General features: G+C 67.1%; 20 protein-coding genes. 12 read left to right on the forward strand and 8 right to left on the reverse strand.

The window, feature by feature from the left end; genetic code table 11:
• Nucleotides 1-147: 147 nt before the first annotated feature.
• The 6 genes from ACZK33_RS10780 (at nt 148) to ACZK33_RS10805 (ending at nt 10,069) form a co-directional block, all read left to right on the forward strand.
• Nucleotides 148-2,613 carry a GH92 family glycosyl hydrolase gene (locus ACZK33_RS10780; RefSeq protein WP_423175246.1) on the forward strand — a complete coding sequence of 822 codons (2,466 nt, stop codon included), beginning with the start codon at nt 148-150 and terminating at the stop codon, nt 2,611-2,613.
• A 96-nt stretch (nt 2,614-2,709) separates the two neighbouring features.
• Nucleotides 2,710-3,759, forward strand: coding sequence for a LacI family DNA-binding transcriptional regulator (locus tag ACZK33_RS10785; protein WP_049424705.1), 1,050 nt, complete (start codon nt 2,710-2,712; stop codon nt 3,757-3,759).
• A 117-nt stretch (nt 3,760-3,876) separates the two neighbouring features.
• The gene (gene fucP, locus ACZK33_RS10790; RefSeq protein WP_414578556.1) at nt 3,877-5,133 is read left to right on the forward strand and encodes an L-fucose:H+ symporter permease; all 1,257 of its coding nucleotides are present in this window, start codon (nt 3,877-3,879) and stop codon (nt 5,131-5,133) included.
• 7 nt (nt 5,134-5,140) lie between these two features.
• The gene (locus ACZK33_RS10795) at nt 5,141-6,136 is read left to right on the forward strand and encodes a carbohydrate kinase family protein (protein ID WP_478454996.1); all 996 of its coding nucleotides are present in this window, start codon (nt 5,141-5,143) and stop codon (nt 6,134-6,136) included.
• Nucleotides 6,133-7,359 carry an AGE family epimerase/isomerase gene (locus tag ACZK33_RS10800; RefSeq protein WP_423175247.1) on the forward strand — a complete coding sequence of 409 codons (1,227 nt, stop codon included), beginning with the start codon at nt 6,133-6,135 and terminating at the stop codon, nt 7,357-7,359. The genes ACZK33_RS10795 and ACZK33_RS10800 overlap by 4 nt, the downstream gene beginning before the upstream one ends.
• 91 nt (nt 7,360-7,450) lie before the next feature.
• Entirely contained in the window at nt 7,451-10,069 is a 2,619-nt protein-coding gene (locus tag ACZK33_RS10805) for a beta-mannosidase (RefSeq protein WP_423175248.1), read from the forward strand.
• Between the two features lie 86 nt (nt 10,070-10,155).
• Here ACZK33_RS10805 and mtnC read toward each other — a convergent pair whose 3' ends face one another.
• From mtnC to ACZK33_RS10820, 3 genes are all read right to left on the reverse strand, one after another.
• Nucleotides 10,156-10,851, reverse strand: a complete 696-nt coding sequence (gene mtnC, locus ACZK33_RS10810) for an acireductone synthase (RefSeq protein WP_019336325.1) — start codon at nt 10,849-10,851, stop codon at nt 10,156-10,158.
• A gap of 3 nt (nt 10,852-10,854) precedes the next feature.
• Complete coding sequence (locus ACZK33_RS10815; RefSeq protein WP_279913437.1) at nt 10,855-11,412, reverse strand: 1,2-dihydroxy-3-keto-5-methylthiopentene dioxygenase; 558 nt, start codon at nt 11,410-11,412, stop codon at nt 10,855-10,857.
• A gap of 92 nt (nt 11,413-11,504) precedes the next feature.
• Nucleotides 11,505-12,146, reverse strand: coding sequence for a methylthioribulose 1-phosphate dehydratase (locus ACZK33_RS10820; RefSeq protein ID WP_279913438.1), 642 nt, complete (start codon nt 12,144-12,146; stop codon nt 11,505-11,507).
• 251 nt (nt 12,147-12,397) lie between these two features.
• Between ACZK33_RS10820 and ACZK33_RS10825 the strand changes: the two genes are divergently transcribed.
• Complete coding sequence (locus tag ACZK33_RS10825) at nt 12,398-12,772, forward strand: hypothetical protein (RefSeq protein WP_423175249.1); 375 nt, start codon at nt 12,398-12,400, stop codon at nt 12,770-12,772.
• Nucleotides 12,773-12,843: 71 nt separating this feature from the next.
• Here the strand turns inward: ACZK33_RS10825 and ACZK33_RS10830 are convergent, their stop codons facing one another.
• Both ACZK33_RS10830 and ACZK33_RS10835 read right to left on the reverse strand, forming a co-directional pair.
• On the reverse strand, nt 12,844-14,271 hold the full coding sequence (locus ACZK33_RS10830) for an amino acid permease (protein WP_423175250.1): 1,428 nt from the start codon (nt 14,269-14,271) through the stop codon (nt 12,844-12,846).
• An 82-nt stretch (nt 14,272-14,353) separates the two neighbouring features.
• Nucleotides 14,354-15,829, reverse strand: a complete 1,476-nt coding sequence (locus tag ACZK33_RS10835; protein WP_423175251.1) for an amino acid permease — start codon at nt 15,827-15,829, stop codon at nt 14,354-14,356.
• Nucleotides 15,830-15,962: 133 nt separating this feature from the next.
• On the opposite strand from ACZK33_RS10835, the gene ACZK33_RS10840 reads away from it, so the two are divergent.
• The gene (locus ACZK33_RS10840) at nt 15,963-16,577 is read left to right on the forward strand and encodes an NUDIX hydrolase (protein ID WP_324807176.1); all 615 of its coding nucleotides are present in this window, start codon (nt 15,963-15,965) and stop codon (nt 16,575-16,577) included.
• A 78-nt stretch (nt 16,578-16,655) separates the two neighbouring features.
• Here ACZK33_RS10840 and serA read toward each other — a convergent pair whose 3' ends face one another.
• Complete coding sequence (gene serA, locus ACZK33_RS10845; RefSeq protein WP_049444818.1) at nt 16,656-17,897, reverse strand: phosphoglycerate dehydrogenase; 1,242 nt, start codon at nt 17,895-17,897, stop codon at nt 16,656-16,658.
• 169 nt (nt 17,898-18,066) lie between these two features.
• Here serA and ACZK33_RS10850 point away from each other — a divergent pair, with 169 nt between their 5' ends.
• The 3 genes from ACZK33_RS10850 (at nt 18,067) to ACZK33_RS10860 (ending at nt 21,654) form a co-directional block, all read left to right on the forward strand.
• On the forward strand, nt 18,067-19,455 hold the full coding sequence (locus ACZK33_RS10850) for an FAD-binding oxidoreductase (RefSeq protein WP_423175252.1): 1,389 nt from the start codon (nt 18,067-18,069) through the stop codon (nt 19,453-19,455).
• A 62-nt stretch (nt 19,456-19,517) separates the two neighbouring features.
• Nucleotides 19,518-19,817, forward strand: coding sequence for a DUF2388 domain-containing protein (locus tag ACZK33_RS10855; protein WP_423175253.1), 300 nt, complete (start codon nt 19,518-19,520; stop codon nt 19,815-19,817).
• Between the two features lie 40 nt (nt 19,818-19,857).
• Entirely contained in the window at nt 19,858-21,654 is a 1,797-nt protein-coding gene (locus tag ACZK33_RS10860; RefSeq protein ID WP_423174984.1) for a DUF7844 domain-containing protein, read from the forward strand.
• Here ACZK33_RS10860 and ACZK33_RS10865 read toward each other — a convergent pair.
• Together ACZK33_RS10865 and ACZK33_RS10870 are read right to left on the reverse strand one after the other, a co-directional pair.
• Nucleotides 21,632-22,708 (reverse strand): ATP-binding protein, encoded by a 1,077-nt coding sequence (locus ACZK33_RS10865; protein ID WP_032128780.1) that lies wholly within the window; start codon nt 22,706-22,708, stop codon nt 21,632-21,634. The two genes, ACZK33_RS10860 and ACZK33_RS10865, sit on opposite strands and share 23 nt — an antisense overlap.
• Nucleotides 22,708-23,424, reverse strand: a complete 717-nt coding sequence (locus ACZK33_RS10870; protein ID WP_185959206.1) for a response regulator — start codon at nt 23,422-23,424, stop codon at nt 22,708-22,710. The genes ACZK33_RS10865 and ACZK33_RS10870 overlap by 1 nt, the downstream gene beginning before the upstream one ends.
• A 129-nt stretch (nt 23,425-23,553) precedes the next feature.
• Here ACZK33_RS10870 and ACZK33_RS10875 point away from each other — a divergent pair, with 129 nt between their 5' ends.
• A complete protein-coding gene (locus ACZK33_RS10875; protein ID WP_423174985.1) occupies nt 23,554-24,702 on the forward strand; it encodes an efflux RND transporter periplasmic adaptor subunit in 1,149 nt (382 codons plus the stop codon).
• The last annotated feature ends 33 nt before the right edge of the window (nt 24,703-24,735 follow it).

Here is a 24,735-nt window from a genome sequence, read left to right on the forward strand (position 1 = left end):
TCTACTTGAATCGATCTAAATCCACGGTCTGGTGGGTCTGGCGTCATTCCAGGGGGAGCTCTCTGCCAGTCGAGGCAGGGGCTCAGCGGAACGATGCCGGACGGCCCCGGCCGTCTGCCTCCGCCTCATCGACTACAGGAACCCGACATGCGTCCAGTGCCGTCCGCTCCCGCCGTCCCAGTGTCCTCGCGCCCGCTGCTGCGCCTGGCCTGCCTGCTCGCACTGTCGTCAGTGCCGGTGCTGCTGCAGGCCGCGCCGGCTGCGCTGGAGCGCGAGGTCAACACCTTCATCGGCAGCAAGGACGACGGCAACACGTTCCCGGGCGCGTCGGCACCGTTCGGCCTGATCCAGGTCAGCCCGATCGGCAGCCACTATTCGGGCTGGCGCTACGACGACGAGAAGATCCGCGGTTTCGGCCACTCCTTCATCTCCGGCGCAGGTTGCTGGGAGCAGGGTGGCCAGGTGTCGGTGCTGCCGGTGACCGGTTCGATCGGTCCCGGCGGCGATTTCGATACCGGCAACGCGAAGAAGTTTGACCACAAGGCCTATGCCGCGTCGTACACGCATGACGGCGAGATCGGCCAGGCGGGCTATTACAAGGTGCGGCTGACCAGCTACGGCGGCATCGATGCCGAGACCACCGCGCGTACGCGTGCCGCGGCCGAGCGCTACACCTTCAGCCAGCGCAGTGGCGACGGCCACGTGCTGGTCAATGTCGGCCAGGCGAACGAGCGCCACTCGGTGATCGGCAGCGTGGTTGATGTGGTCGGCGACCGCGTGGTGGAAGGCAAGCTGGTCACCAAGAGTTTCTGTGGTGGCCATCAGTACACCACCTGGTTCCGCATCGAGTTCGACCGCCCGTTCAAGGCACACGGTACCTGGGGCGAAGGCGGTGGCCTGCCGGGTGCGCGCCACAGCATGGAAGGCGAGCAGAAGCCGAACGGCGCCTGGCTCAGCTTCGACCTGGCCAAGGGCCAGTCGGTGACGGCGGTCAGCGCGATCTCGCATGTGGACGCCGAAGGCGCGCGCATCAATCTGCGCGCAGACGGCATGCAGGGTGGGGCGCTGCTCGGTTTCGACCGCATGCGTGCGCTGTCCCAGCAGTCGTGGCGCGAGCAGCTGGGTCGGGTGCGTGTGCAGGGCGGTACGGCCGATGACCGCACCGTGTTCTACAGCGCGGCCTACCACGCGCTGCTGCAGCCGATGACCGGCAACGATGCCGACGGCCGCTACCGCGGCTATGACGATGGTATCCACCGCGCCGATGGCTGGACCTATTACGAGTACTTCTCGCTGTGGGATACCTACCGCGCGCAGAACCAGTGGCTGGCACTGACCCGCCCGGACGTGGCGCGTGACATCGGCCGTACCCTGCTGGCGATCGACGAGCAGGGTGGCTGGCTGCCGCGCTGGGGCTATGCCAACTTCGAGACCAACATCATGACCGGCGATCCAGTCACGCCGTTCATGGTCGACCTGTGGCGCTTCGGTGCGCTCAAGGGCCGCGAATCACAGGCGTGGGATGCGCTGCGTCGCAATGCGTTCGGCACGCCGCCGCTGAACTCGCGCATGGCCGGCCGTTCCGGTAACCCGACCTACCTGGACAAGGGCTACGTGGTCTACGACCGTGCGTTCCCGTCCAAGGGCATGGACGTCGATCCGCACCATGGTGGTTCGGCCACCTTGGAATACGCGCTGGCCGACTGCGCGCTTTCGCAGATGGCCGATGGCCTCGGCCACGCGCAGGACGCGGCGACGCTGCGTGAGCGCGGCCGCAACTGGCGCAAGGTGTGGGACCCGCAGGTGCGTGACGCCGAGACCGGCTTCACCGGTTTCCCGCGCCCGCGTACCGAGGACGGCCAGTGGTACACGCCGGCCGATGGTCACTACAGCCCGCGCTCGCACCATGGTTTCCATGAGGGGACGGCGTGGCAGTATCAGTGGCTGGCGCAGCAGGACGTGCCGGGCCTGGTCGAAGCGATGGATGGCCGCGAACAGGCTGGCCGCCGCCTGGATGCGTTCTTCGCGATGGACGCGCTGCAGGCCGACCCGCTCAATGCAGCCCGCAAGGAGTGGGTGGTCGGGCCGTACAGCTACTACAACCAGTTCCGCTACAACCCGAACAACGAGCCGGACCTGCACTCGCCGTGGCTGTACACGCTGATCGGCCAGCCGTGGAAGACCGCTGCGGTAGTGCGCGCCGCGCAGCAGTTGTTCACCAATGCCCCGAATGGCGTGACCGGCAATGATGACCTCGGCACGATGTCGGCCTGGTACCTGTTCAGTGCCATCGGTGTGTATCCGGCGGTGCCGGGCAGCGGCCAGTTCCTGCTGCATACCCCGCGTTTCAGCAAGGTGGAAGTGGACATGGGCAATGGCCGCACCCTGCGCATCGACGCGCCGGGTGCCGATGGCCGTCGCCTGCAGTACGTGCAGGGCGTGAAGGTCGATGGCCAGGCGCATGCGCCGGTGTGGCTGGACTGGAACCGCCTGCAGCAGGGCCCGCGCCTGCAGTTCGCGCTCGATGCGAAGGCGCCCGAGCAGGGCTGGGGCACGGCGGTGAAGGACCTGCCGGTATCCTGGTGCGCGGCACCGGGGAGCCAGCTGCGCTGAGACGGACTGTGCCGTTCGCGGTGACCCAGCGAACGGCACGGCACGACAGGGCCCTGATCCATTAGGCTTGAGCCTCCAGCGGAGTCCGGGAAGACGATGAACGACAACGGCAGCAGTCCCAGCAAGCGCGCCGGCAAGGCGGTGACGGTGACCGACATCGCGCGTGCCATCGGCGTGTCACGGGCAACCGTGTCGCTGGTGCTGCGCGGCAGCCCGCTGGTCAACGTCGATACCCGCGCCAAGGTCGAGGCCGAACTGCGCCGCCAGCGCTATGTCTACAACCGCGCGGCGGCCAACCTGCGCCGGCGGACCTCGTCGAGCATCGCGCTGGTGATCAACGATCTGTCCAACCCTTTCTTCGCCGAATTCGCGTCCGGCGTGGACGAGGCGCTGGGCGGACGCGGTTACGTGACCCTGCTCGGCAGCACCGGCGAATCGCCGGAGCGTCAGCAGGCAGTGCTGTCCACGTTGATGGAGCACACGCCGGCCGGCCTGATCCTGTCGCCGGCCGAGGGCAGCGATACCGCGCTGCTGCGGCAGGCACTAGGTGCCAATGCCAACGTGCTGCTGTTCAACCGCGAGCTGGACGGGGCCGACTGGGATTTCCTGACCCTGGACAACCAGCACGGCGCCTATCTGGCCACGCGCCACCTGATCGAGCGCGGCCATCGCCAGATCGCCTTCTTCGGCGGCCACGCTGCATCGAGCTCGTGCCACCAGCGCCGTGCCGGTTTCCAGCAGGCGCTGGCCGAGGCCGGTCTGTCGCTGCCGCCGGGCTGGATGATCGAGTCGGCGCCGAACCGCCTGGAAGCTGCGGCGCGCACCGATGAGCTGTTTGCCGACGGACATCGCCCGAGTGCAGCGGTCTGCTACAACGACACCGTCGCGCTGGGCCTGATGCTGGGCTTGAACTCGCGTGGCATCCGCCCGGGTGGCGACTTTGCCGTTACCGGTTTCGATGATATTTCCGAGGCGTCGGTCGCGGTGCCGCCGTTGACCACGCTCACTGCCGATCCGCGCGAGCGTGGTCGGCAAGCTGCCGCGCTGTTGCTGCAACGACTGGACGAGCCGGATGCGCCGCCACGGCGCACGGTCGCGCCGGTGCAGTTGCGCATCCGCGAAAGCAGCGCCGCACGACCGAACTGATTCCTTCCATACACCCCTTCCACGCAACAACGACCTTCCGCGCATCGAGGCGCGTACCGCATGCCGATCTCCGCAACGCCCCGTCCATCGGGTACCTCCAGCAGCCAGGCGCCGGTCATGAATGTCCGTGCTGCTCTGGCGGTTGCCACCACCATATTCTTCATGTGGGGCTTCCTGACCAGCCTCAACGACGTGCTGATTCCGCACCTGAAGGCGGTGTTCGAACTGAATTACACCCGCGCGATGCTGGTGCAGTTCACCTTCTTCGGCGCGTACTTCCTGATGTCGGTGCCGGCCGGTCGGCTGGTGGCCCACCTGGGCTACAAGAAGGGCATCATCGCCGGCCTGCTGATCGCCGGCGTGGGCGCGCTGGGCTTCTGGCCGTCGGCCGCATTGCGCACCTATGAAGCGTTCCTTGGTTCGCTGTTCGTACTTGCCACCGGCATTACCGTGCTGCAGGTGGCAGCCAATCCCTACGTTGCGCTGCTGGGCCCGGAACAGACCGCATCGAGCCGTCTGACCCTGGCGCAGGCACTCAACTCGTTGGGTACCACGCTGGCGCCGCTGTTTGGTGGTTTCCTGATTCTGAGCACCGCAGTGAAGAGCGGCGACGAGATCAACGCGCTGCCCGTGGCCGAACAGATTGCCTACCGTACCGCCGAAGCGCAGTCGGTGCAGGGCCCGTACGTGGGCCTGGCCATCGCACTGGTGCTGCTGGCAGTGTTCGTCTACCTGTTCCGCCTGCCCAGCCTGACCGAGACCACCGAGCAGGCCGACAGCGGCCACCACACGCTGCTGGATGCACTCAAGCATCCGCACGTACTTTTCGGCGTGCTGGCTATTTTCTTCTACGTCGGTGCTGAGGTGTCCATCGGCAGCCTGATGGTGAACTACCTGGCACTGCCGGAGATCGGCGGCATGACTGAACAGCAGGCCACGCACTATGTGTCGGCCTACTGGGGGTGCGCCATGGTTGGTCGCTTTGCAGGTGCGTGGCTGCTGGCCAAGTACTCGCCGCGCGGCCTGCTGGCCGGATTCGCAGTGGCCAATGTGGTGCTGCTGGGCGTCACGCTGGCGTCGGGTGGCAAGGTCGCGCTGTACGGCATCGTGGCGACCGGTCTGTTCAATTCCATCATGTTCCCGACCATCTTCTCGCTGGCCATCGAACGTCTGGGCCCGCTGACCAACAAGGCGTCCAGCCTGTTGATCATGGCCATTGTCGGCGGCGCGATCATCCCGCTGCTGCAGGGCGTGCTGGCCGACCGCATCGGTCTGCACCTCAGCTTCGTGCTGCCGGTGGTCTGCTACGTCTACATCATCTTCTACGGCCTGGTGGGTTCGCGCCCGCCGGCTTCCGCAACGCAGGGAGGCTGAGTCGGAAATGGGTGCCATTGTCTGCTTCGGCGAAATTTTGATCGATCTACTAGCGCAGCCGCCGGCCTCGGCCGATACCCCGCGCGCGTTCCTGCAGTACGCCGGCGGTGCGCCGGCCAACGTCGCGGTGGCGGCTGCGCGGCTGGGGGCGAAGACCCAGTTCGTCGGCATGCTTGGCCGCGACATGTTCGGTGACTTCCTGGCCGACAGTCTGGTCGAGCACGGCGTGGGCACGGATTACATCGTGCGCACCGACGCCGCCAAGACTGCGCTGGCCTTCGTCGCGCTGGATGCCAGTGGCGAGCGCAGCTTCAGTTTCTACCGCCCGCCGGCGGCTGACCTGCTGTTCCGTGACAGTGACTTCCAGGCGGAGTGCCTCGACAGCGCGCAGTGCTTCCACGTCTGTTCCAACAGCCTGACCGAGCCGGCCATCGCCGAGGCGACCTTCGCCGGCATGGAGCGCGCCCGTGCCGCCGGTGCGGTGGTCAGCCTGGACCTCAACCTGCGCCCGGCTCTGTGGCCAGCCAACGAAGATCCGACGCCGCGCCTGTGGCAGGAGCTGGAGCGCGCCGACCTGGTCAAGCTGTCGCGCGAGGAGCTGGATTACCTGGCGGCACCGCTGGGTGCCGATGGCGAGTCAGTGGTGCTCAAGCGCCTTCTGGCCGCGCAGGCGCGCTGGGTGATCGTTACCGATGGTGCGGCCACGCTGCACTGGTACACGCGCGACAACCACGGCACGGTCACCAGCTTCCGCGTGGCCACCGTCGACACCACGGCCGCCGGCGATGCCTTCGTCGGTGGCGTGCTGGTCGGCCTGCTGGAGCGTGGTGGGGCGGGCGCAGGCTTTGCCGCGTTCTGCCAGGACCCGGAGGCGATCACCGCCACGCTGCGCTTCGGTGCCGCCGTGGGTGCGCTGGCTGTTACCCGCAAGGGCGCGTTCGCCGCGATGCCCTCGCTCGATGAAGTGCAGCAGCTGCTGCAGGCCCAGGACATTACCGCATGAGCACCTCGCCCGATTTCCGTTCGCCCGCGTTCCTGCGCGCGCATATCGCCGACACGATGGCGTTCTACCACCCGCGCTGCATCGATCTGGACGGAGGTTTCTTCCACTACTTCCGTGATGACGGCAGCATCTACGATGCCAGCCACCGCCACCTGGTGAGCAGCACCCGCTTCGTCTTCAACTATGCGATGGCCTACCGCGAGTTCGGCAATGCCGAATACCGGGAGGCTGTCGAGCATGGCGTGCGCTATCTGCGCGAGGTGCACCGCAAGCCGGCCACCGGCGGCTATGCCTGGACCCTGCGCGACGGCAAGGTCGAGGACGACATGAACCACTGCTACGGCGTGGCCTTCGTGCTGCTGGCCTACAGCTGCGCACTGAAGGCCGGCATCGAGCAGGCCCGCGACTGGATGGACGAGACCTGGCAGTTGCTGGAAGCGCGCTTCTGGGAGCCGCAGCATGGCCTGTACAAGGACGAGGCTGACGGCCAGTGGAGCTTTACCGGCTACCGCGGCCAGAATGCCAACATGCACATGTGCGAGGCGATGCTGGCCGCGTTCGAGGCCAGTGGCGAGCAGCGCTATGTCGAGCGCGCGCTGCAGCTGGCCGACAACATGACCCGCCGCCAGGCCGCCAAGGCCGGTGGCCTGGTCTGGGAACATTACGATGTGAACTGGGAAATCGACTGGGACTACAACCTGGACGATCCCAAGCACCTGTTCCGCCCGTGGGGCTTCCAGCCGGGGCATCAGACCGAGTGGGCCAAACTGCTGCTGATCCTCGATCGCCATGTACAGGCCGACTGGCTGGTGCCGACCGCGCAGCATCTGTTCGACGTCGCCGTCGCACGCAGTTGGGACGACACCCGTGGTGGCCTGTACTACGGCTTCGCACCGGAATCGCGCCGGCAGCCCGGTATGGACGGCGCCCCGATCGGCGGCGACAGCTTCGTCTGCGACGACGACAAGTATTTCTGGGTGCAGGCCGAAACGCTGGCGACCGCCGCGCTGATGGCCAAGCGTACCGGCGATGACCGCTACTGGCAGTGGTACGAACGCATCTGGGCGTATTCGTGGGAGCACTTCGTCGACCACCAGTACGGTGCATGGTTCCGCATCCTCGATGCCGACAACCGCAAGTACAGCGACGAGAAAAGCCCTGCCGGCAAGGTGGATTACCACACCATGGGCGCGTGCTACGAAGTGTTGAACGTCGTGCGTTGAAGATCGTTCGAATGCAGTAGTGCCAGGCCATGCCTGGCAATCCGAAATCGGTAGCGCTGGGCCACGCCCGGCGGAAAAACAGGAGCGCCACGTGCATCGCATTTCCCTCGTTGTCCGTCTGCTCCTGCTGCTGACTGCAGCCATCTCCTTCCCGGTGGCCGCAGCCCCGCTGCAAGCGCAGTGGGAATTCCGCATGCTGCCCGGCGACGCGCAGGGCGCCGCGCGTCCAGGCCTGCAGCAATGGCGTGCGGCGAAGGTGCCGGGCAGCGTGCACACCGACCTGCTGGCGCATGGGCTGATCCGCGATCCGTACGTCGGTGCACCCGAGGCCGAGCTGCAATGGATCGGCCTGGCTGCCTGGGAGTACCGCGCCCGCTTTGACGTGGATGCGGCGACGCTGGCCAAGCCGAATGCCGAGCTGCGTTTCGACGGGCTGGATACCTACGCCGAGGTCAGCCTCAACGGCAAGCCGCTGCTGCGCGCGGACAACGCGCACCGCACGTGGCATGCACGTGTGGACGGGCGCCTGCGCGCGAACGGCAACGAACTGCAGATCGTGTTCCGCTCACCGATCCGCACGCTGCTGCCGGGCGTGCAGGCAATGCCGCACAAGATCGCTGGCAATTACCCGTCGCCCTATGGCGATGAGCCGAAGGAGGCGATGGTCGGCAACTTCGCGCGCAAGCCGGCCTACCACTTCGGCTGGGACTGGGGCCCGCGTTATGTCACCGCCGGGGTCTGGCGCGGGGTCGACCTGCAGGCCTGGGACGCGCACCGCCTGACCGATCTTGCCGTGCGTACCGATGCATTGAGCGCGGAGCAGGCGAAGCTGGCGGTGTTGCTGCAGGTGGAGCAGGATGCTGCAGCGGGTTCGGCCTTGGTGAATGTGGATGTGCGTGATCCGGAAGGCCGCAACGTGGCGCAGGTGCAACGCACGGTGTTGCTGAAGCCAGGCCAGAATACGGTTGAGCTGCCGGTTGAGCTGGCCACGCCGCGGCGCTGGTGGCCGGTGGGCCATGGTGCTCAGGATCGCTATACCGTGCAGGCTCGCCTGGATGGTGGCGGCGATGCAACGCTGGCGCGCGAGCAGCGCATCGGCCTGCGCACGGTCGAACTGCGCCGCGAGGAAGACGGCAAGGGAGGGCAGGGCTTCGCCTTCGTCATCAATGGCGTGGAGATCTTTGCCAAGGGCGCCAACGTCATTCCGTTCGACGCCTTCCCCGCACGCGTCGATGCCGCACGCCTGCGCCAGGTGCTGACCGCCGCGCGCGACGCCAACATGAACATGCTGCGCAACTGGGGCGGCGGCTACTACGAGGACGATGCGTTCTTTGACATCGCTGATGAGCTGGGCCTGCTGGTCTGGCAGGACTTCATGTTCGGCGGCGGCATGCAGCCAGGCTACGATCCGGCCTTCCGGGCCAGCGTGGTGGCCGAAGCACGCGACAACGTGCGCCGGCTGCGCCATCACCCCAGCATCGTGCTGTGGTGTGGCAACAACGAGGAAGAAACCGCCTGGAAGGACTGGGGCCACGGCCGCGACCTGAAGGCGGCCGACCCGGCATTTGCGGCGAAGGTCTGGCAGGGCTACGTCGACCTGTTCGGCAACGACCTGCGCCAGGTGGTGGGCGTGGAAGGGCTGGGCGTGCCGTACTGGTCCAGCTCGCCCAGCAACGACCTTGACGAGAAGGCCAACGATTCAACGCGTGGCGACAAGCACTACTGGCAGGTCTGGGGCAATCCGGCGTTGCCGGTGCAGGCCTACCTGCGCGAGACCCCGCGCTTCATGTCCGAGTACGGGCTGCAGGCGTGGCCGTCGGTGGCGACGGTGGACCAGATCGCCACCCGCGCCGAGCAGCGCATCGACAGCCCGGTGATCCGCGCGCACCAGAAGTTCATGGCGGGCGAGGGCAACAGCCGCCTGCTGCACTACATCGAACTGGGCTACGGCACACCGAAGGACTTCGAGGACTTCGTCTACCTCAGCCAGGTGATGCAGGCCGATGGCATCGCGCTGGCGGCGCTGCATCATCGCGCCTCGCGGCCGTACACGATGGGCTCGTTGTATTGGCAGCTCAACGACGTCTGGCCGGGTGCTTCATGGTCCAGCGTGGACTACTTCGGTCGCTGGAAGGCGCTGCACTTCGCCGCGCGGCGTTTTTTCGCGCCAGTGACAGTGGCCGCGTTGCGCGACGAGGGCAGTACGCGGGTGCGCCTGATCAACGACGGTGCCGCGCTGGATGCACGCTGGCGGTTGCGGGTGATGGATGTAGACGGCAAGGTGCTTCGCCGCCGCGAGGAAGCGGTGTCGCTGGCTGCCGCCGGTGTCACCTCGATCGGTGATTTCCGCGACGCCGAATTGCTGGCCGGTGCCGACCCGAAGCGCACCGTGGCCGTGTTCGAACTGCTGCAGAACGGGGCGGTGAGTGCCCGCCAGGTGGTTGGTTTCGTCGAGGCGAAGGACCAGGTATTGCCCCGACAGAAGCTGAAGGCTGCCTTGAGCATCGAGGGCGACCACTATCGCCTGCGGCTGGAAAGCGCGGCGTATGTGCGCGCGACGTGGATCGATTTCGGCGCGCTGGATGTGCAGGTCGAAGACAACCTGCTGGATCTGCTGCCGGGCGAAACCCGCGACATCGCAGTGCGTGGCCCGGTGGATCTGACGACGCTTCGCGAAGCGCTGAAGGTAAAAACCCTCAACGACCGTTGAGCAAAAAAGGGGACGGAGGGGATTAAGTCGTTTGTGGCCCATGTGTGCCACAAACGACTTAATCCCCTCCGTCCCCTTTTTCTTGCTTACAGCTGGATCTGCTGGAAATTCTCGACCCGCTCGTGGCCGTTGGCGGCCTGGCCGGTGCGCGGCAGCGGGTAGTCATCCAGGCGATCAATCAGGCGGGTCTGCAGGCCGGCTTCGCGGGCGGCATCCAGTTCTTCCACCACATCCGACAGGAACAGGATCTCGCCGGCCGGCACGCCAATGGCCTGCACGATGCGGCGGTAGCTGTCGGCCTCGCGCTTGCCGCCGATCTCGGTGTCGAACCAGCCCGACACCAGCGGGCTGAGGTCACCGGCGTCGCTGAAGCCGAAGAACAGCTTCTGCGCCGGCACCGAGCCGGAGGAGTACACGTACAGCGGCAGGCCGGAGGCGTGCCAGCCCTTCAGCACCGGCGCCACTTCCGGGTAGAAGTGCGCGGTGTAGTCGCCGCGGCGGTAGCCTTCGTCCCAGATCAGGCCCTGCAGCGCCTTCAGTGCAGTGTGCTTGCGGTCCTGGTCGATCCAGCCCTGCAGCGTCTCGGCCACCAGGCTGTCCTGGCAGGCGCCGCCGATCTCGGTGGCCACCGCATCCAGCCAGCGGCGGACTTCCGGCTGCTGGCCGTGCTCGGCGACGAACGCGGGCAGCGCCTTGCGGGCATAGGGGAACAGCACGTTCTTGACGAACGAGATGCTGCTGGTAGTGCCTTCGATGTCGGTCAGGATGACGCGGGGCTGCATGGATCAGGACGCCTGGGTGGGTACGTAACGGGGGAATTTCTGCGCGATGTCGGTGCCGGTGAAGTGACCGACCCAGCCATCCGGCTCGGTGAAGAAGCGGATCGCCACGAAGCTGGGCTCGTCGCCCATGTCGAACCAGTGGGTGGTGCCATCGGGCACGGCGATCAGGTCGTCCTTCACGCACTCGATCTCATAGACCTTGTCACCCACGTGCAGGGTGAACAGGCCGGAGCCTGCCACGAAGAAGCGCACCTCGTCTTCCTTGTGGAAGTGTTCGTCGAGGAACTTCCTGCGCAGCTCGGCGCGGTTCGGGTTGTCCGGGGCGATCGAGGCCACGTCCACGCTCTTGAAGCCGCGCTCGGCAACCAGGCGGTCGATGTCGGCACGGTAGGCGGCGAACACCTCATCCTGGCTGGCGCCTGGAGCGACCGGCGCAGCAGCCTGCCAGCGTTCGAAGGTGACGCCGATCTTCTGCAGTTCGGCAGCGATGACCGCGCCGTCCTGGGTATCCAGCAGCGGCGATTCGGGGCGGGTGTCGTCGTAGATGCGCAGTCGGCTCATGGCGGCAGCTTGAACGTCTCGGGGGGAAGACAGGGTAGCAGGGTGGGGGCAGGGCGCAGATTCCGGATCGGCATCTGCACCTGCGTGCGGGTTCAGCCGCGCAGCTTGCGCAGTTCCAGCTCGCAGTGGAACAGGAACTCGAACGCTTCCAGGTGGCGGCGTGCCTCGGCCATGTCGCGGCCCCAGGCATACAGGCCGTGGCCGTCGATCAGGTAGCCCCACAGGTACTGACGGTCGAGCAGGTCATCGACCTGCTTCGAAAGCACGTTCATGTCCTGGGTGTTGGCGAACACCGGCACGTCGATGGCCATCTCGTGGGTGCTGTTGCCGGCGAAGGCCTTCAGCAGCTCGTAGCCTTCCAGGCGGATGTGGCCCTGCGGCGCGTACAGGCGCGAGGCGACGGTCTGCACCGGCGAGTGGGTGTGCAGCACGCAGCCGATTTCCGGGAAGCGGCGATACAGCTGGGTGTGCAGCAGGGTCTCGGCGGACGGGCGCAGCGGGCGGCCGACGGCCAGGCCGTCGAAGTCCACCACCATGATGTCGTCCTCGATCAGGCGGCCCTTGTCCTTGCCGGAGACGGTGATCGCGGCGTGGCGGTCGTCCAGGCGGTGGGAGAAGTTGCTGCTGGTGGCCGGCGTCCAGCCGGCGTGGGCCAGCTCGCGGACGTTGTCGATCAGCAGCTGGGCCAGTTCGCTCAGGCGCGCGGTGTCGTATGGGAAGGTGGGGGCGTTCATGGTCGCCATTTTACGTGATCCGGCCCATGGCCGGGCTTGCGGCGTGGTGCCGGACTGCTGCGCTGGAAGCGCGATGCGGTGTATCGGCAGCCGCTGGACAGCGTTTGGATCGTGGCAGGCACAGCGCAGGCTGAATGGGGGCGTCCGCGCTCGCGCTGGAACCGATTCCTGTCGTGGACAGCTCATGTGCGGCGAAACACCATCGGGTTGCCGCAGGAGTTCCGGCGAGCGCCAAGGAAAGGAGTACTTCGATGATCGCGCGCGCGATGGGGATGATGGGGGTGATCGGTGCCATGCTGGCCAGCAGCGGCTGTGCGATGGAATGGGTGAAGATGGATGCCAGTGCGCGGCCATTCGGTCCCGCCCACTCCAGTTGCACGGCGCGGGCCGGCGATCACTGGCCGGTGCGGAACGAGGTGGCCACGCGCACTGTCTACGAGGACCGCAAGGTGCCCTGCAGGCTCGATGAAGTCTGCACGATCGACGGCAAGTACAACCTCGTGCCGATGCCGAAAGAGGAGAGTTACATCGTGGACGTGAATGCGTCCGACCGCAGCAGCGAGTTCAGGGCCTGCATGGCCGGTGCCGGCTGGCAACAGGAACTCATCTGGTTCAATCGCCGCTAGGCGAGGTGCCCCCCCCCCCCCTGCGCCAGCGGGCAGCGTGGCAGGGCCACCAGGGCCCTGCCACGCTTGTTTTACTTCGCGCGCAGGCGGCTGTGCTTGAAGCCGTAGCAGAAATAGATCACGAAGCCGACGAACGTCCACACGCCCATCAGCATCCAGTTGTGCATCGTCATCGCCGACAGCAGCGCCAGGCAGCTCAGCACGCCCAGGCTGCAGATCAGCCATGCCATCGGCATGCGGAACGGGCGCGGCAGGTCGGGCTGGGTGCGGCGCAGGATCAACACGCCCGCGCACACCGCCGCAAACGCGATCAGCGTGCCCATCGAGGTCAGCTCGCCGAGGATGTCCAGCGGGAACAGCGCCGCCAGCAGCGCGATGCCGATGCCGGTGATCACGGTGTTGATGTGCGGGGTACGGTACTTCGGGTGGATCTTGGTGAACACCGGCGGCAGCAGTCCGTCGCGCCCCATGATCATGAAGATGCGCGGCTGGCCGATGATCATCACCAGCACCACCGAAGACAGGCCGACCAGCGCGCCCACCTCGACCACCCAGCGCAGCCAGCCCAACTGCGGATGCGCGGCCACGGCAGTCACCACCGGCTCATCGGTGCCCAGCAGCTGGAACGGCACCAGGCCGGTCATCACAGCGGCCATCGCGATGTACAGCACGGTGCAGATCACCAGCGACAGCATCATGCCGAACGGCATGTCGCGCTGCGGGTTCTTCGACTCCTGCGCGGCCACCGACACCGCCTCGAAGCCGATGTAGGCGAAGAACACCATCGCCGCGCCACGCAGCACGCCTTCCATGCCGTACTTGCCGGGGCCTTCGTTGGCGGGAATGAACGGGGTCCAGTTACTGGTATCCACGTACTTCCAGCCGACCACGATGACCAGCAGGATCAGGCCGGTCTTGAGCACGACCATCGCCATGTTCATCGCCGAGGACTTGCTGATGCCGACGTAGCACAGCCAGGTCAGCAGCAGCACGAGGGCGGCGGCCGGCAGGTTGGCGATCGCGCCGGTGGGGCGCAGCTGCGCGTCGAGTGGCGCGCTGACCAGCGCCGCTGGTAGATGGATGTCGAACTGGCTGAGCAGGCTGAGGAAATAGCCGGTCCAGCTGACTGCCACGGCTGATGCGGAGACGCCGTATTCCAGCACCAGCATCCAGCCGATGAACCAGGCCGAGAGCTCGCCGAAGGTGGCATAGGTATAGGTGTAGGCGCTGCCGGAGACCGGCACCATCGAGGCGAACTCGGCGTAGGCCAGCGCGCAGAAGGCGCAGCAGACCGCCGCCAGTATGAACGACAGCATGATCGCCGGGCCGGCGTGGTTGGCGGCGGCCTGGCCGGTGATGACGAAGATGCCGCCGCCGATCACCGCGCCGATGCCGAGGGCGGTCAGCCCCCAGGGGCCGAGGTGGCGGCGCAGGCTCAGGCCGTTGGCGTCTTCATGGGCGGCATGCGGGTGCTTGGTGGCCCACAGTTGCTTGAACATGTGTGGTGGTCTTGTCGAAGCGCGCCATGACCGGCGCGCGGGAAAAACGGACGGGCCGGCGCGAGGCCGGCCCGTAGGCGGATCAGGGCGACTTGGCCAGCTTGCTGTTGCGGATGCCGTAGCCCAGGTAGATCAGCAGGCCAAGCAGCGTCCAGCCGACGAACAGGTGCCAGTGCACCACGAACGCCTGCCAGAACAGGAACAGGCAGGTCGCCGCGCCGAGCGGGCAGATGATCCACACCGCCGGCACGCGGAATGGGCGGTGGATCTCCGGCTTGGTATAGCGCAGCACCAGCACGCCGATGCAGACCGTGGCGAAGGCCAGCAGGGTGCCCATCGAGACCAGTTCACCCAGCACGTTCAGCGGCACCAGGCCGGCCAGCGCGGCGGCGATCACGCCGACCACGATGGTGGCGACGTACGGGGTGCGGAAGCGGGCGTGGACCTTGCCGAAGAATTTCGGCAGCAGGCCGTCGCGGGAGATGGTGTAGGCGATGCGGGTCTGGCCCATCATCATCACCAGCACCACCGAGGACAGGCCGGCGATGGCGCCGATCTCGACCAGGGTCTTCAGCCACGACAGGGTCGGGTACGGTTCCAGCGCGGTCGCCACCGGCTTGTCGGTGCCCAGCAGGTGGTACGGCATCATGCCGGTCAGCACGGCACAGACGATGATGTAGACAATGGTGCACACGGCCAGCGAGCCGAGCAGGCCGATCGGCATGTTGCGCTGCGGGTCCTTGGTTTCGCCGGCGGCGGTGGAGACCGCATCGAAGCCGATGTAGGCGAAGAACACGATGGTGGCCGCGCGGAACACGCCGCTCCAGCCGAACTCACCCGGCACGCCGGTGTTTTCCGGGATGAACGGCTGCCAGTTGGCGGGGTCGATGTGGGCCGCGCCGATACCGATGAACAGGCAGATGACGGTGACCTTGATCGCCACGATGATCGCGTTGACGAAGGCCGACTGGGTCACGCCCACGTACAGCAGGCCGGACACCGCCGCCACGATCAGTACTGCCGGCAGGTTGAACAGCTTGCCCGAAGCGATGAACTCGCTGCCGGTCCAGGCAATCGGGGCCGCGCTGAGGGCATCCGGGAACGGCATGTGCAGCGTGGTGGTGATGAAGCTGATCAGGTACGCCGACCAGCCGACTGCGACCGAGGCCGAGGCGAACAGGTATTCCAGTACCAGGCACCAGCCGATGAACCAGGCCATGCCCTCGCCCAGGGTGGCGTAGGAGTAGGAGTAGGCACTGCCGGAGACCGGCATCATCGCCGCGAACTCGGCGTAGCACAGGCCCGCCAGGGCACAGGCGAAACCGGCCAGCACGAACGAAAGCATCACCGCCGGGCCGGCATGGTTGGCCGCGGCCTGGCCGGTCAGCACGAAGATACCAGCGCCGATCACCGCCCCCACGCCAAGCAGGATGAGGTGTTTAGCCGTGAGGGTCCGTTTCAACGTGGCTTCGCCGTCCAGGCTGCCTTCGATGGGTTCGCCAGCATCGACGTGCCCGGCCGGTTCAACCGGCTTGACCCTCAACAGAGCTTTCAGCATGCAGTACTTCCTAGTGATCGGATTGGGTGGGCCGCCGATACGTTGCCGGCGACCCTGGAATGGTGAAGGCCGCGCGAACGGCCCGCTGTACCTTAGCCAAAGCTGAAGCCAACGCACAAGCGCAATCGCAACAATGAACGGCGATAATGAGCAGTATTTTTCCAAACGCCGCCCATTCATGAGCCAGACCGCCGAAACCCTTGCCGTGCTTGACGATCGCCTGCGTGGCCTGCTGCGGGACTATGCCCGCCGCGAGCCCGCCCACGACGCACTGGCTGCCGAATTCGGCACATTGTTGGACGATCCGGAAGATCCGTTCCGGCGCGAGCGGCTGGCCGGCCACTTCACCGCCAGCTGCTGGCTGGTCAGTGCCGACGGCCAGCGCCTGCTGCTGACCCATCACCGCAAGCTGCAGCGCTGGCTGCAGCTGGGCGGCCACGCCGACGGCGACCGCGACCTGGCCCAGGTGGCGCTGAAGGAAGCCGAGGAGGAGTCGGGCCTGAGCGGCCTGGTGTTGGAAGACCCGGCCATCTTCGATCTGGACAAGCATTGGATTCCGGAGCGCAAGGACGTGCCGGGGCACTGGCACTACGACGTACGTTTCGTGATCCGCGCGCTGGGTGGCGAGGCCTTCGTGCTCAGCGAGGAGTCGCTGGAACTGGCCTGGCGGCCGGTGGCCGAGGTCGCGGCCGACCCGGAATCTGACGAATCCATGCAGCGCATGGCGCGCCGCTGGCTGGCACGTTGAGGTAAAAGGGGACGGAGGGGATTAAGTCGTTTGCGGCACGTGTGCCATAAACGACTTAATCCCCTCCGTCCCCTTTTTTCAGTACAGGATGCGCGTGCGCAGCGTGCCCGGGATCGCGGCCAGCTCGTCGCGCACCGCGGCAGCCTGTTCCTCGCTGGCGGTGATGTCGATCACCACGTAGCCCACCTTCGGGTCGGTGCGCAGAAACTGGCCGTCGATGTTGACGTTGTGCCGCGAGAAGATCTCGTTGACCTTGGACAGCACGCCCGGCACGTTCTGGTGGATGTGCAGCAGGCGCAGGCTGTCGGCATGCTCGGGCAGGGTCACTTCCGGGAAATTGACCGCCGACAGGGTGCTGCCGTTGTCGCTGTAGCGCACCAGCTTGGCCGCCACTTCCACGCCGATGTTGTCCTGCGCTTCCAGCGTGCTGCCGCCCACGTGCGGGGTCAGGATCACGTTGTCGTGGCGGGTCAGTGGCGATTCGAAGATATCGCCGTTGCCCTTCGGCTCGACCGGGAACACGTCCAGCGCGGCGCCACCCAGGTGCTCGCTGGCCAGCGCGGCATCCAGCGCGGCGATGTCGACCACGGTGCCGCGCGCGGCGTTGATCAGGTGCGCGCCCTTGCGCATCTTCGCCAGCTCGGTGCTGCCGATCATCCACTGCGTGGACGGGGTCTCCGGCACGTGCAGGGTGACGATGTCGGCGCGCGCCAGCAGGTCGTCCAGGCTGGCCGCTGCACGGGCATTGCCCAGTGCCAGCTTGGTTTCCACGTCGTGGAAGATCACCTGCATGCCCAGCGATTCGGCCAGCACGCCGACCTGGGTGCCGATGTGGCCGTAACCGATGATGCCCAGCGTCTTGCCGCGCACCTCATGGCTGCCGCTGGCCGACTTCGACCAGCCGCCGCGATGGCATTCGGCGTTCTTCTGCGGAATGCCGCGGGTCAGCATGATCGCCTCGGCGATCACCAGTTCGGCCACGCTGCGGGTATTGGAGTACGGCGCGTTGAACACCGGGATGCCGGCCAGCTCGGCCGCGTCCAGGTCGACCTGGTTGGTGCCGATGCAGAAGCAGCCCACCGCGATCAGGCGCTTGGCCTCGGCCAGCACCTCGGCGCTGAGCTGGGTGCGCGAACGGATGCCGACGATGTGCGCTTCGGCGATGCGCGCCTTCAGTTCGTCCTCGGGCAGCGCCTTGGTGTGCGCCTCGATCTGGCTGTAGCCGGCGGCGCTGAACACCTCCACGGCGGTCTGGCTGACCCCCTCCAGCAACAGCACGCGGATATCCTGCTTCGGGAACGAGGTCTTCTTCGGCGACATGGGGCAACACGGCCAGTGGGACAGGGGCTGACCACTATGCCAGATCGTGCCGCCCATGGTGCAGTGCGCAATTGGTTGCATCCGTAGCTATCTGCGCGCCTGCGGGGCTGGACGCTGGCGCGTGCCGCTGGCACGCTTGCCCGTTCTTCACGCACCGCGCTGGACCGTCATGACCGATTCCCGCATTGCCTCGCTGCAGCAGGCCTGTCCCGGCCTGAAGCTGAAGACCGACCCGGCCGACCTGGAGCATTACGGGCGCGACTGGACCCGGCGCTGGACGCCGGCGCCGCTGGCGATCGCACTGCCGGCCACGGTCGAGGAAGTACAGGCGGTGATGCGCTGGAGCGCCGGCGAGGGCGTGGCCGTGGTGCCGTCCGGCGGCCGCACCGGCCTCTCGGGTGGCGCGGTGGCCGCCAACGGCGAGCTGGTGCTCAGCCTGGAACGGATGAACAAGGCACTGGCCTACGACGCGGTCGATCGCACCCTGGTGGTGCAGGCCGGCATGCCCCTGGAAGCCGTGCACAACGCCGCGCTGGACCACGGCCTGATCTACCCGGTGGATTTCGCCGCGCGCGGGTCCTGCACCATCGGCGGCAACATCGCGACCAATGCCGGCGGCATCCGCGTGATCCGCTACGGCAACACCCGCGAGTGGATCGCCGGGCTGAAGGTGGTCACGGCCGATGGCCAGCTGCTGGAACTCAACAAGGGCCTGATCAAGAACTCCAGCGGCTATGACTTCCGCCAGCTGCTGATCGGCTCGGAAGGCACGCTGGGCGTGATCGTCGAGGCGACGGTGAAGCTGACCGATCCGCCGCCGGCCAGCAATGTGATGCTGCTGGCCGTGCCCAGCTTCGAGGTGCTGATGCAGGTGTTCGCCGCGTTCCGCGCGCGCCTGCAGCTGCAGGCCTTCGAATTCTTCACCGACCGGGCACTGGAGCACGTGCTGGCGCATGGTGCGCAGGCGCCGTTCGACGAGGTGCATCCGTACTACGTGGTCACCGAGTTCGCGGCCAACGACGAGGCACAGGAAGCCGCGGCGATGGCGGCCTTCGAGGACTGCATGGGCAACGGCTGGGTCAGCGACGGCGTGATCAGTGGCAGCGATGCCCAGGCCGCCCAGCTGTGGCGCCTGCGCGAAGGCATCACCGAATCGCTGGCGCGCTACACGCCCTACAAGAATGACGTCTCGGTGCGGATCTCGGCAATGCCGGCGTTCCTGGCCGAGACCCAGGCGCTGATCGGGCAGGCCTACCCGCACTTCGACGTGGTCTGGTTCGGCCATATCGGCGATGGCAACCTGCACATCAACGTGCTCAAGCCGGACGGCACCAGCGACGCCGATTTCGTGGCGCAGTGCGAGCACGTGACCAAGCTGCTGGCGCAGGTGCTGGCCCGCTTCGATGGCAGCATCTCGGCCGAGCACGGCATCGGACTGGTCAAGAAGGGCTACCTGGGCAGCACCCGAGGCGCGGCCGAGATCGCGCTGATGAAGGCGGTCAAACGCGCGTTCGATCCCCAAGCGCGGCTGAATCCCGGCAAGCTGTTCGACGCCTGAGCCGGGCAAATCCTTCACGTACCCGTTACGCTCCACGCATTCTCACAACCGGCTTCGAACCGATGACCCGTCCGCTTCTGCTGCTTGCCCTGCTGTCCCTGCCGCTGGCCGGCTTCGCTTCCAGCTTCGCTGGCACTTCGGCCGGCTCGGCCACCGGTGCGTCCTCCGGTTCGTCGGGCAGCAGCTCGGGCGATGACAAGGTGGTGCTGGCTGCGCGCGACGATGCCGCTGCGTTCGTCGCCAGCGACGGCCAGATCCGTGGCGCCCGCCTGCAGGCGGCGCTGGTCCACCTTCGCGAGCAGAGCACCGCCGCACAGCAGCAGAGCGACCTGGTACTGGCCCGCGCGCTGCTGGCGCGTTGATCCCGCCTTCGGGTAGTGCCGGCCGCTGGCCGGCAACGCCATGACATCTGCATGGAACGCAGCCACGCATGGCGTGGCTCTACTGCTGATCGCCCACGTCGCGCACGCAGCTGATCGCCTGCAGCTCGACCCGGCAGGGCTGAGCCCTGCACAGCAGCAGCTCGCCAGCCAGACCTTGGCCGACGTGCAGTCACTGCTGCCGGAGGGCCTGCTGCGCGCTTTGCCGGCTCAGGTGCAGGTGCGCTGGCGTGATGACCTTCCCGACGAGGTGCACGGCCGCGCTTTCGGCGGCCGCATCACGTTGCGCCGCAACCTGCTGGATGACGGCATGCCCGGCAGCCGCCGTGCGCGCCGCAGCGCGCTGGTGCACGAGCTGACCCACGTTGCAGACCGTGGCGGTGCGAACTGGTCGCAGAGCACGCGTTGGCGTGATCTCGCGGGCTGGCAGCGCAAGCCCTGGCACCTCGGCCGTGGCGGCAACGATTTCCATGACCGCAGCCCGGATGTCTATGAGCTGACGAACCCGGCCGAGTACCTGGCCGTGAACGCCGAACATTTCGTGCTCGACGGCGAGTTCGCCTGTCGGCGCCCCGCGTTGGCGCAGTGGTACCGGGCGCATTTCGGAACACCGCCGTCGCTGCCACAGCCGCAGTGCACTACGACGCTGCCCTTGCTGCAGGCCGAATCGGAGGAGGGCGCTGCATCGCTGCTGCAGCTCGACCCGGCGCACGTCTACGCGGTTGACTACCTGTTCGCCGAAGGCAGTGCGCAGCCGATGAGCCGCTGGGGCCACAGCATGCTGCGGCTGGTGATCTGCAAACCGGGCCGCGCACCTGGGCCGGACTGCCGCCTGGACCTGGAGTACCACCGCGTGCTGTCGTTCCGCGCCTTCGTGGGTGACGTGCAGATTTCCAACTGGCGCGGGCTGACCGGTGGCTATCCGTCGCGGCTGTTCGTGCTGCCCCTGCAGCAGGTGGTGGACGAGTACACCAAGGTCGAGCTGCGCGGGCTGCAGTCGCTGCCGCTGCAGCTGGACCGCAGCGAAATCGCCAGCCTGCTCGAGCGCACCGCGCAGGTGCACTGGAGCTATGACGGGCGCTATTACTTCGTCAGCAACAACTGCGCGGTGGAAACCGCCAAGCTGCTGCAGGCCGGTGTGCCGCGGCTGGGCGAGGCCGGGCTGGCCCAGCTGAGCCCGCGTGGCCTGAAGCGCAGACTGATGCGGCTGGGCGTTCTCGACGAGAGGGTACTGACGGACCGCAATGCAGCGCAGGCGCAAGGCTACTACTTCGCCTCGGCGCGCGACCACTACCAGCAGTTGTTCGCAGTGGCCGCGGCCCAGCTGGCCTTGCCCGCACGTGATGTGCGCGGCTGGTTGAAGCTGCCTGCACAGCAACGGGCACCGTGGCTGCTGCAGGGTGACCTGCGTGCCAGCGCCGGCCTGTTGCTGCTGGAGCAGGCCGCGCAGCGGCGTGCCGAGCTGCGCGCACGCGATGTGCTCAAGCGGCAGCTGTTGGCCGCACCGGACAGCACTGAAACGCGCAGCCTGCGGGGGTTGCTGGAGCAGAGCGGGCAGTGGCTGCGACCGGGGACGCTGCTGCAGGACGGCGGCTATGGATTGCCGCTGGGCGACGAGCAGGCGCTGCTGTCCGAGGCCGTGGCCACTGCCAGTGCGCAGGCGGTCCCGGCGTGGCAGGCATTGCGCGTGCAGCTGCGCCAGCAGCTGCCGATCCGCCAGCGCGAGGAAATGGATGCGATCGACGCCAACCTCGCTGCGCTCGGTGCCCGCCTGCGGGAACAGGCAGCCACGCCGGCTATTGGCGCGGCAGCTCGATAACGAAACGGCTGCCACCAGCGTTGCCCGCCGTGCAGTAGACGCGGCCGCCGTGCGCGTCGGCGATGGCCTTGACCACCGCCAGACCGAGCCCGCTACCGCCACCCTGGCGCGAACGCGAACCGTCGGCACGCATGAACGGAGAGAAGATGTCGGCGTGCAGCTCAGGGTCGATGCCCGGGCCCTCATCCTCGATCGCTACCTGCACATGGCCCGGTGTGTCATGCACGGCAATCCGCACCTTGCCCGGGCTGGCATAGCGGCGCGCGTTCTCCAGCAGCGCCAGCAGCGCCTGGCGCAGGCGGGTCGGGTCGCAGTGCGCGTTGTGTTCTTCGCGGCTGGTTTCCAGCTCCAGCACGAAGCCGGCGGCGCGGAACTGGGGATCGACCAGGGTCATCACCGAATGCACTTCGGCCACCACGTCGGTACGTGCGCGGCGCACGTCCAGCCGCGCATTGTCGGACAGGCTCAGCACGCGCAGATCCTCGATCAGTCGTGACAGGCCCTCGACCTGGGCGAGCAGGCTGCGGAACTGTGATTCGTCCGGCTGGAAGACGCCCTCGGCCAGGCCCTGCAGGCGGCCGCGCAGGATCGTCACCGGAGTCCGCAGTTCATGGGCGATGGCTGCATGCCACATCGCACGCTCGCTCTCCACGTGCTGCAGCCGCCGCGCCATGGCATTGAAGTCCTCGACCAAGGTGGCCACTTCGCCCGGCGAGTTTTCCTCGACGCTGGCACGGGCACCGAGGTCGCCGCCCGCGAGCGCGCGCACGCTGTCCACCAGCGAATTCAACGGCGACAGGATGCGATGGGCAAGACGGAACGAGGCGGCGATGGCCAGCGCCAGGCCGGTCAGGATCACGCCGACCATCCATGCCAGTTCAGGGCCGGTCGGCAGCCAGCTTTCCGGTTCCTCGGTAGTGCCGGGGAAGAATTCGACCAGCACCGCATACAGCAGCCACGATGACAGGATCATCATCACGATGACGCCGATCACCATCAGCGACATCGAGACGATGATGTGGCGGCTGAGCCCTGAGCGGCGCAGGCGGGCCATCAGCGGTCGGCCATCAACCGGTAGCCGACGCCACGCACGCTGGCCGGCACATTGACCATGCCCACTTCATCCAGCTTGCGGCGCAGCTTGCTGACATGGCTGTCGACCGTGCGCTCCAGCGCCTCGCTTTCCGGCAGGCATTCGTGCATCAGTTCGCTGCGGCTGAAGATGCGGGTCGGCGCCAGCGCCATGCAGTGCAGCAGCTTGAACTCGGTGAGCGTGAGCAGCACTTCGTGGCTGTAGCCTTCGCCTTCCACGTGTACGGCGTGGGTGGCCGAGTCGATCAGCAGCGGGCCCGCCCGCAGCGCGGTCGGGGCATCCACGCGCGAGGCGCGCAACGTACGCCGCAGCACGGCGCGCACGCGCGCCGCCACTTCGGCCGGATTGAATGGTTTGACCACGTAGTCATCAGCGCCCATGCGCAGTGCGGTCAGCTTGTCCAGGTCCTGGTCCAGTGCGGTCAGCATGATCACCGGCGTCTCGCCGCGCTGGCGCAGCTGGGTCAGCACGCTCCAGCCATCCAGCCGCGGCAGCTGCACGTCGAGCAGGACCAGGTCGGGGCGGGCGCTGCGATGCAGGTCCAGTGCGCTGTGGCCGTCGGCGGCGCGCAGCGTACGCAGTCCTTCGCGTTCCAGATAGGCGGTGAGAATATCGGCGATCTCGGCCTCATCCTCGACGATCAGGACGAGGGCGGCGAGGGCAGGGGAGGCATGCATGCAGGGGCGGGGCCTTAAGGTGCTTGCCTCCATCGTATCTCCACAGTTCCTCCATCGAAACCCCATCATCGCCACGCACACTGGGTTCTTCAGAACCTTTCAGCCGCCTGCGCGGCATTGTGCACAGCAATGAGAACCTTCAGGACTCCGGTCGCGTTGATCGCGGCCCTCGCCCTGGCCATGACGGCCTGCTCCACCCCCGAAGCCACGCCCGAAGCCGCACCCCGCGTGAGCGTGGTTACCGTTGGCCCGCAGGTGGTGCAGCGTGATGACGAACTGCCTGGCCGCGTGGCCGCCGTGCGCACCGCGCAGATCCGAGCGCAGGTGGGTGGCATCGTGCAGCGCCGGCTGTTTGACCAGGGCGCGGAAGTAGATGCCGGCCAGGCCCTGTTCCAGATCGATCCGGCGGCCTTCCGTGCCGATGTCGATTCGGCACTGGCCGCGCTGCAGCGCAGTGAGGCCGCCCTTGGCCGCAGTCGCGTGCAGTCGCAGCGCCTGCATGCACTGGCCGCGGTACAGGCCGTCAGCCAGCAGCATCGCGACGATGCCAGTGCCGAGTACGAACAGGCCCGTGCCGCGGTGAATGAAGCGCGCGCGATCCTGGCCCGTCGCCAGCTCGACCTGCGCTATGCCACGGTCAGCGCGCCGATTGCCGGCCGCATCGATCAGGCGCTGGTGACCGAAGGCGCACTGGTCGGCGTGGCCGATGCCGAGCCGATGGCGGTGGTACAGCAGATCGACCAGGTCTACGTCGATGTGCGCCAGCCGGCGGCCCAGCTGGAATCGCTGCAGCGCAGTGCTGCCGGTGGTGGCGAGCTGCCGGTGACGATCATCGGTGCCGCCGGCAAGCCGCTGTCCGAGCGTGGCCAGATGCTGTTCTCCGGCATCAACGTCGATGCGCGTACCGGTGATGTGATCCTCCGCATCCTGGTCGACAACCCGCAGCGCCAGCTGCTACCCGGCATGTATGTGCGCGCGAAAGTGCCGCGGGGTGCGCCGGCCAGTGCACTGACCGTGCCGCAGCAGGCCGTGCTGCGCAGCGCCGGTGGTCAGGCCTATGCCTGGGTGATCGGTGGCGATGGCAAGGCGGTGATCCGCACGCTGGAGGTCGACGGCAGCGTTGATCGCCAGTGGCTGGTGCGCACCGGTCTGAAGGCGGGCGAAAAGGTGGTGGTCGAGGGCCAGGAACGCCTGCAGGAAGGCGTGGTGGTCGATGCGCGCGACTGGCAGGTGCCGGTCGCCAGCGCCGGCGCGGTGCAGGCCGGCAGCAAGGGCTGAGCCTTTCCCGGGCCAGCCCATCCAGGAAAATCC

The sequence above is a fragment of the Stenotrophomonas sp. 86156_Sma genome, from assembly GCF_056481625.1.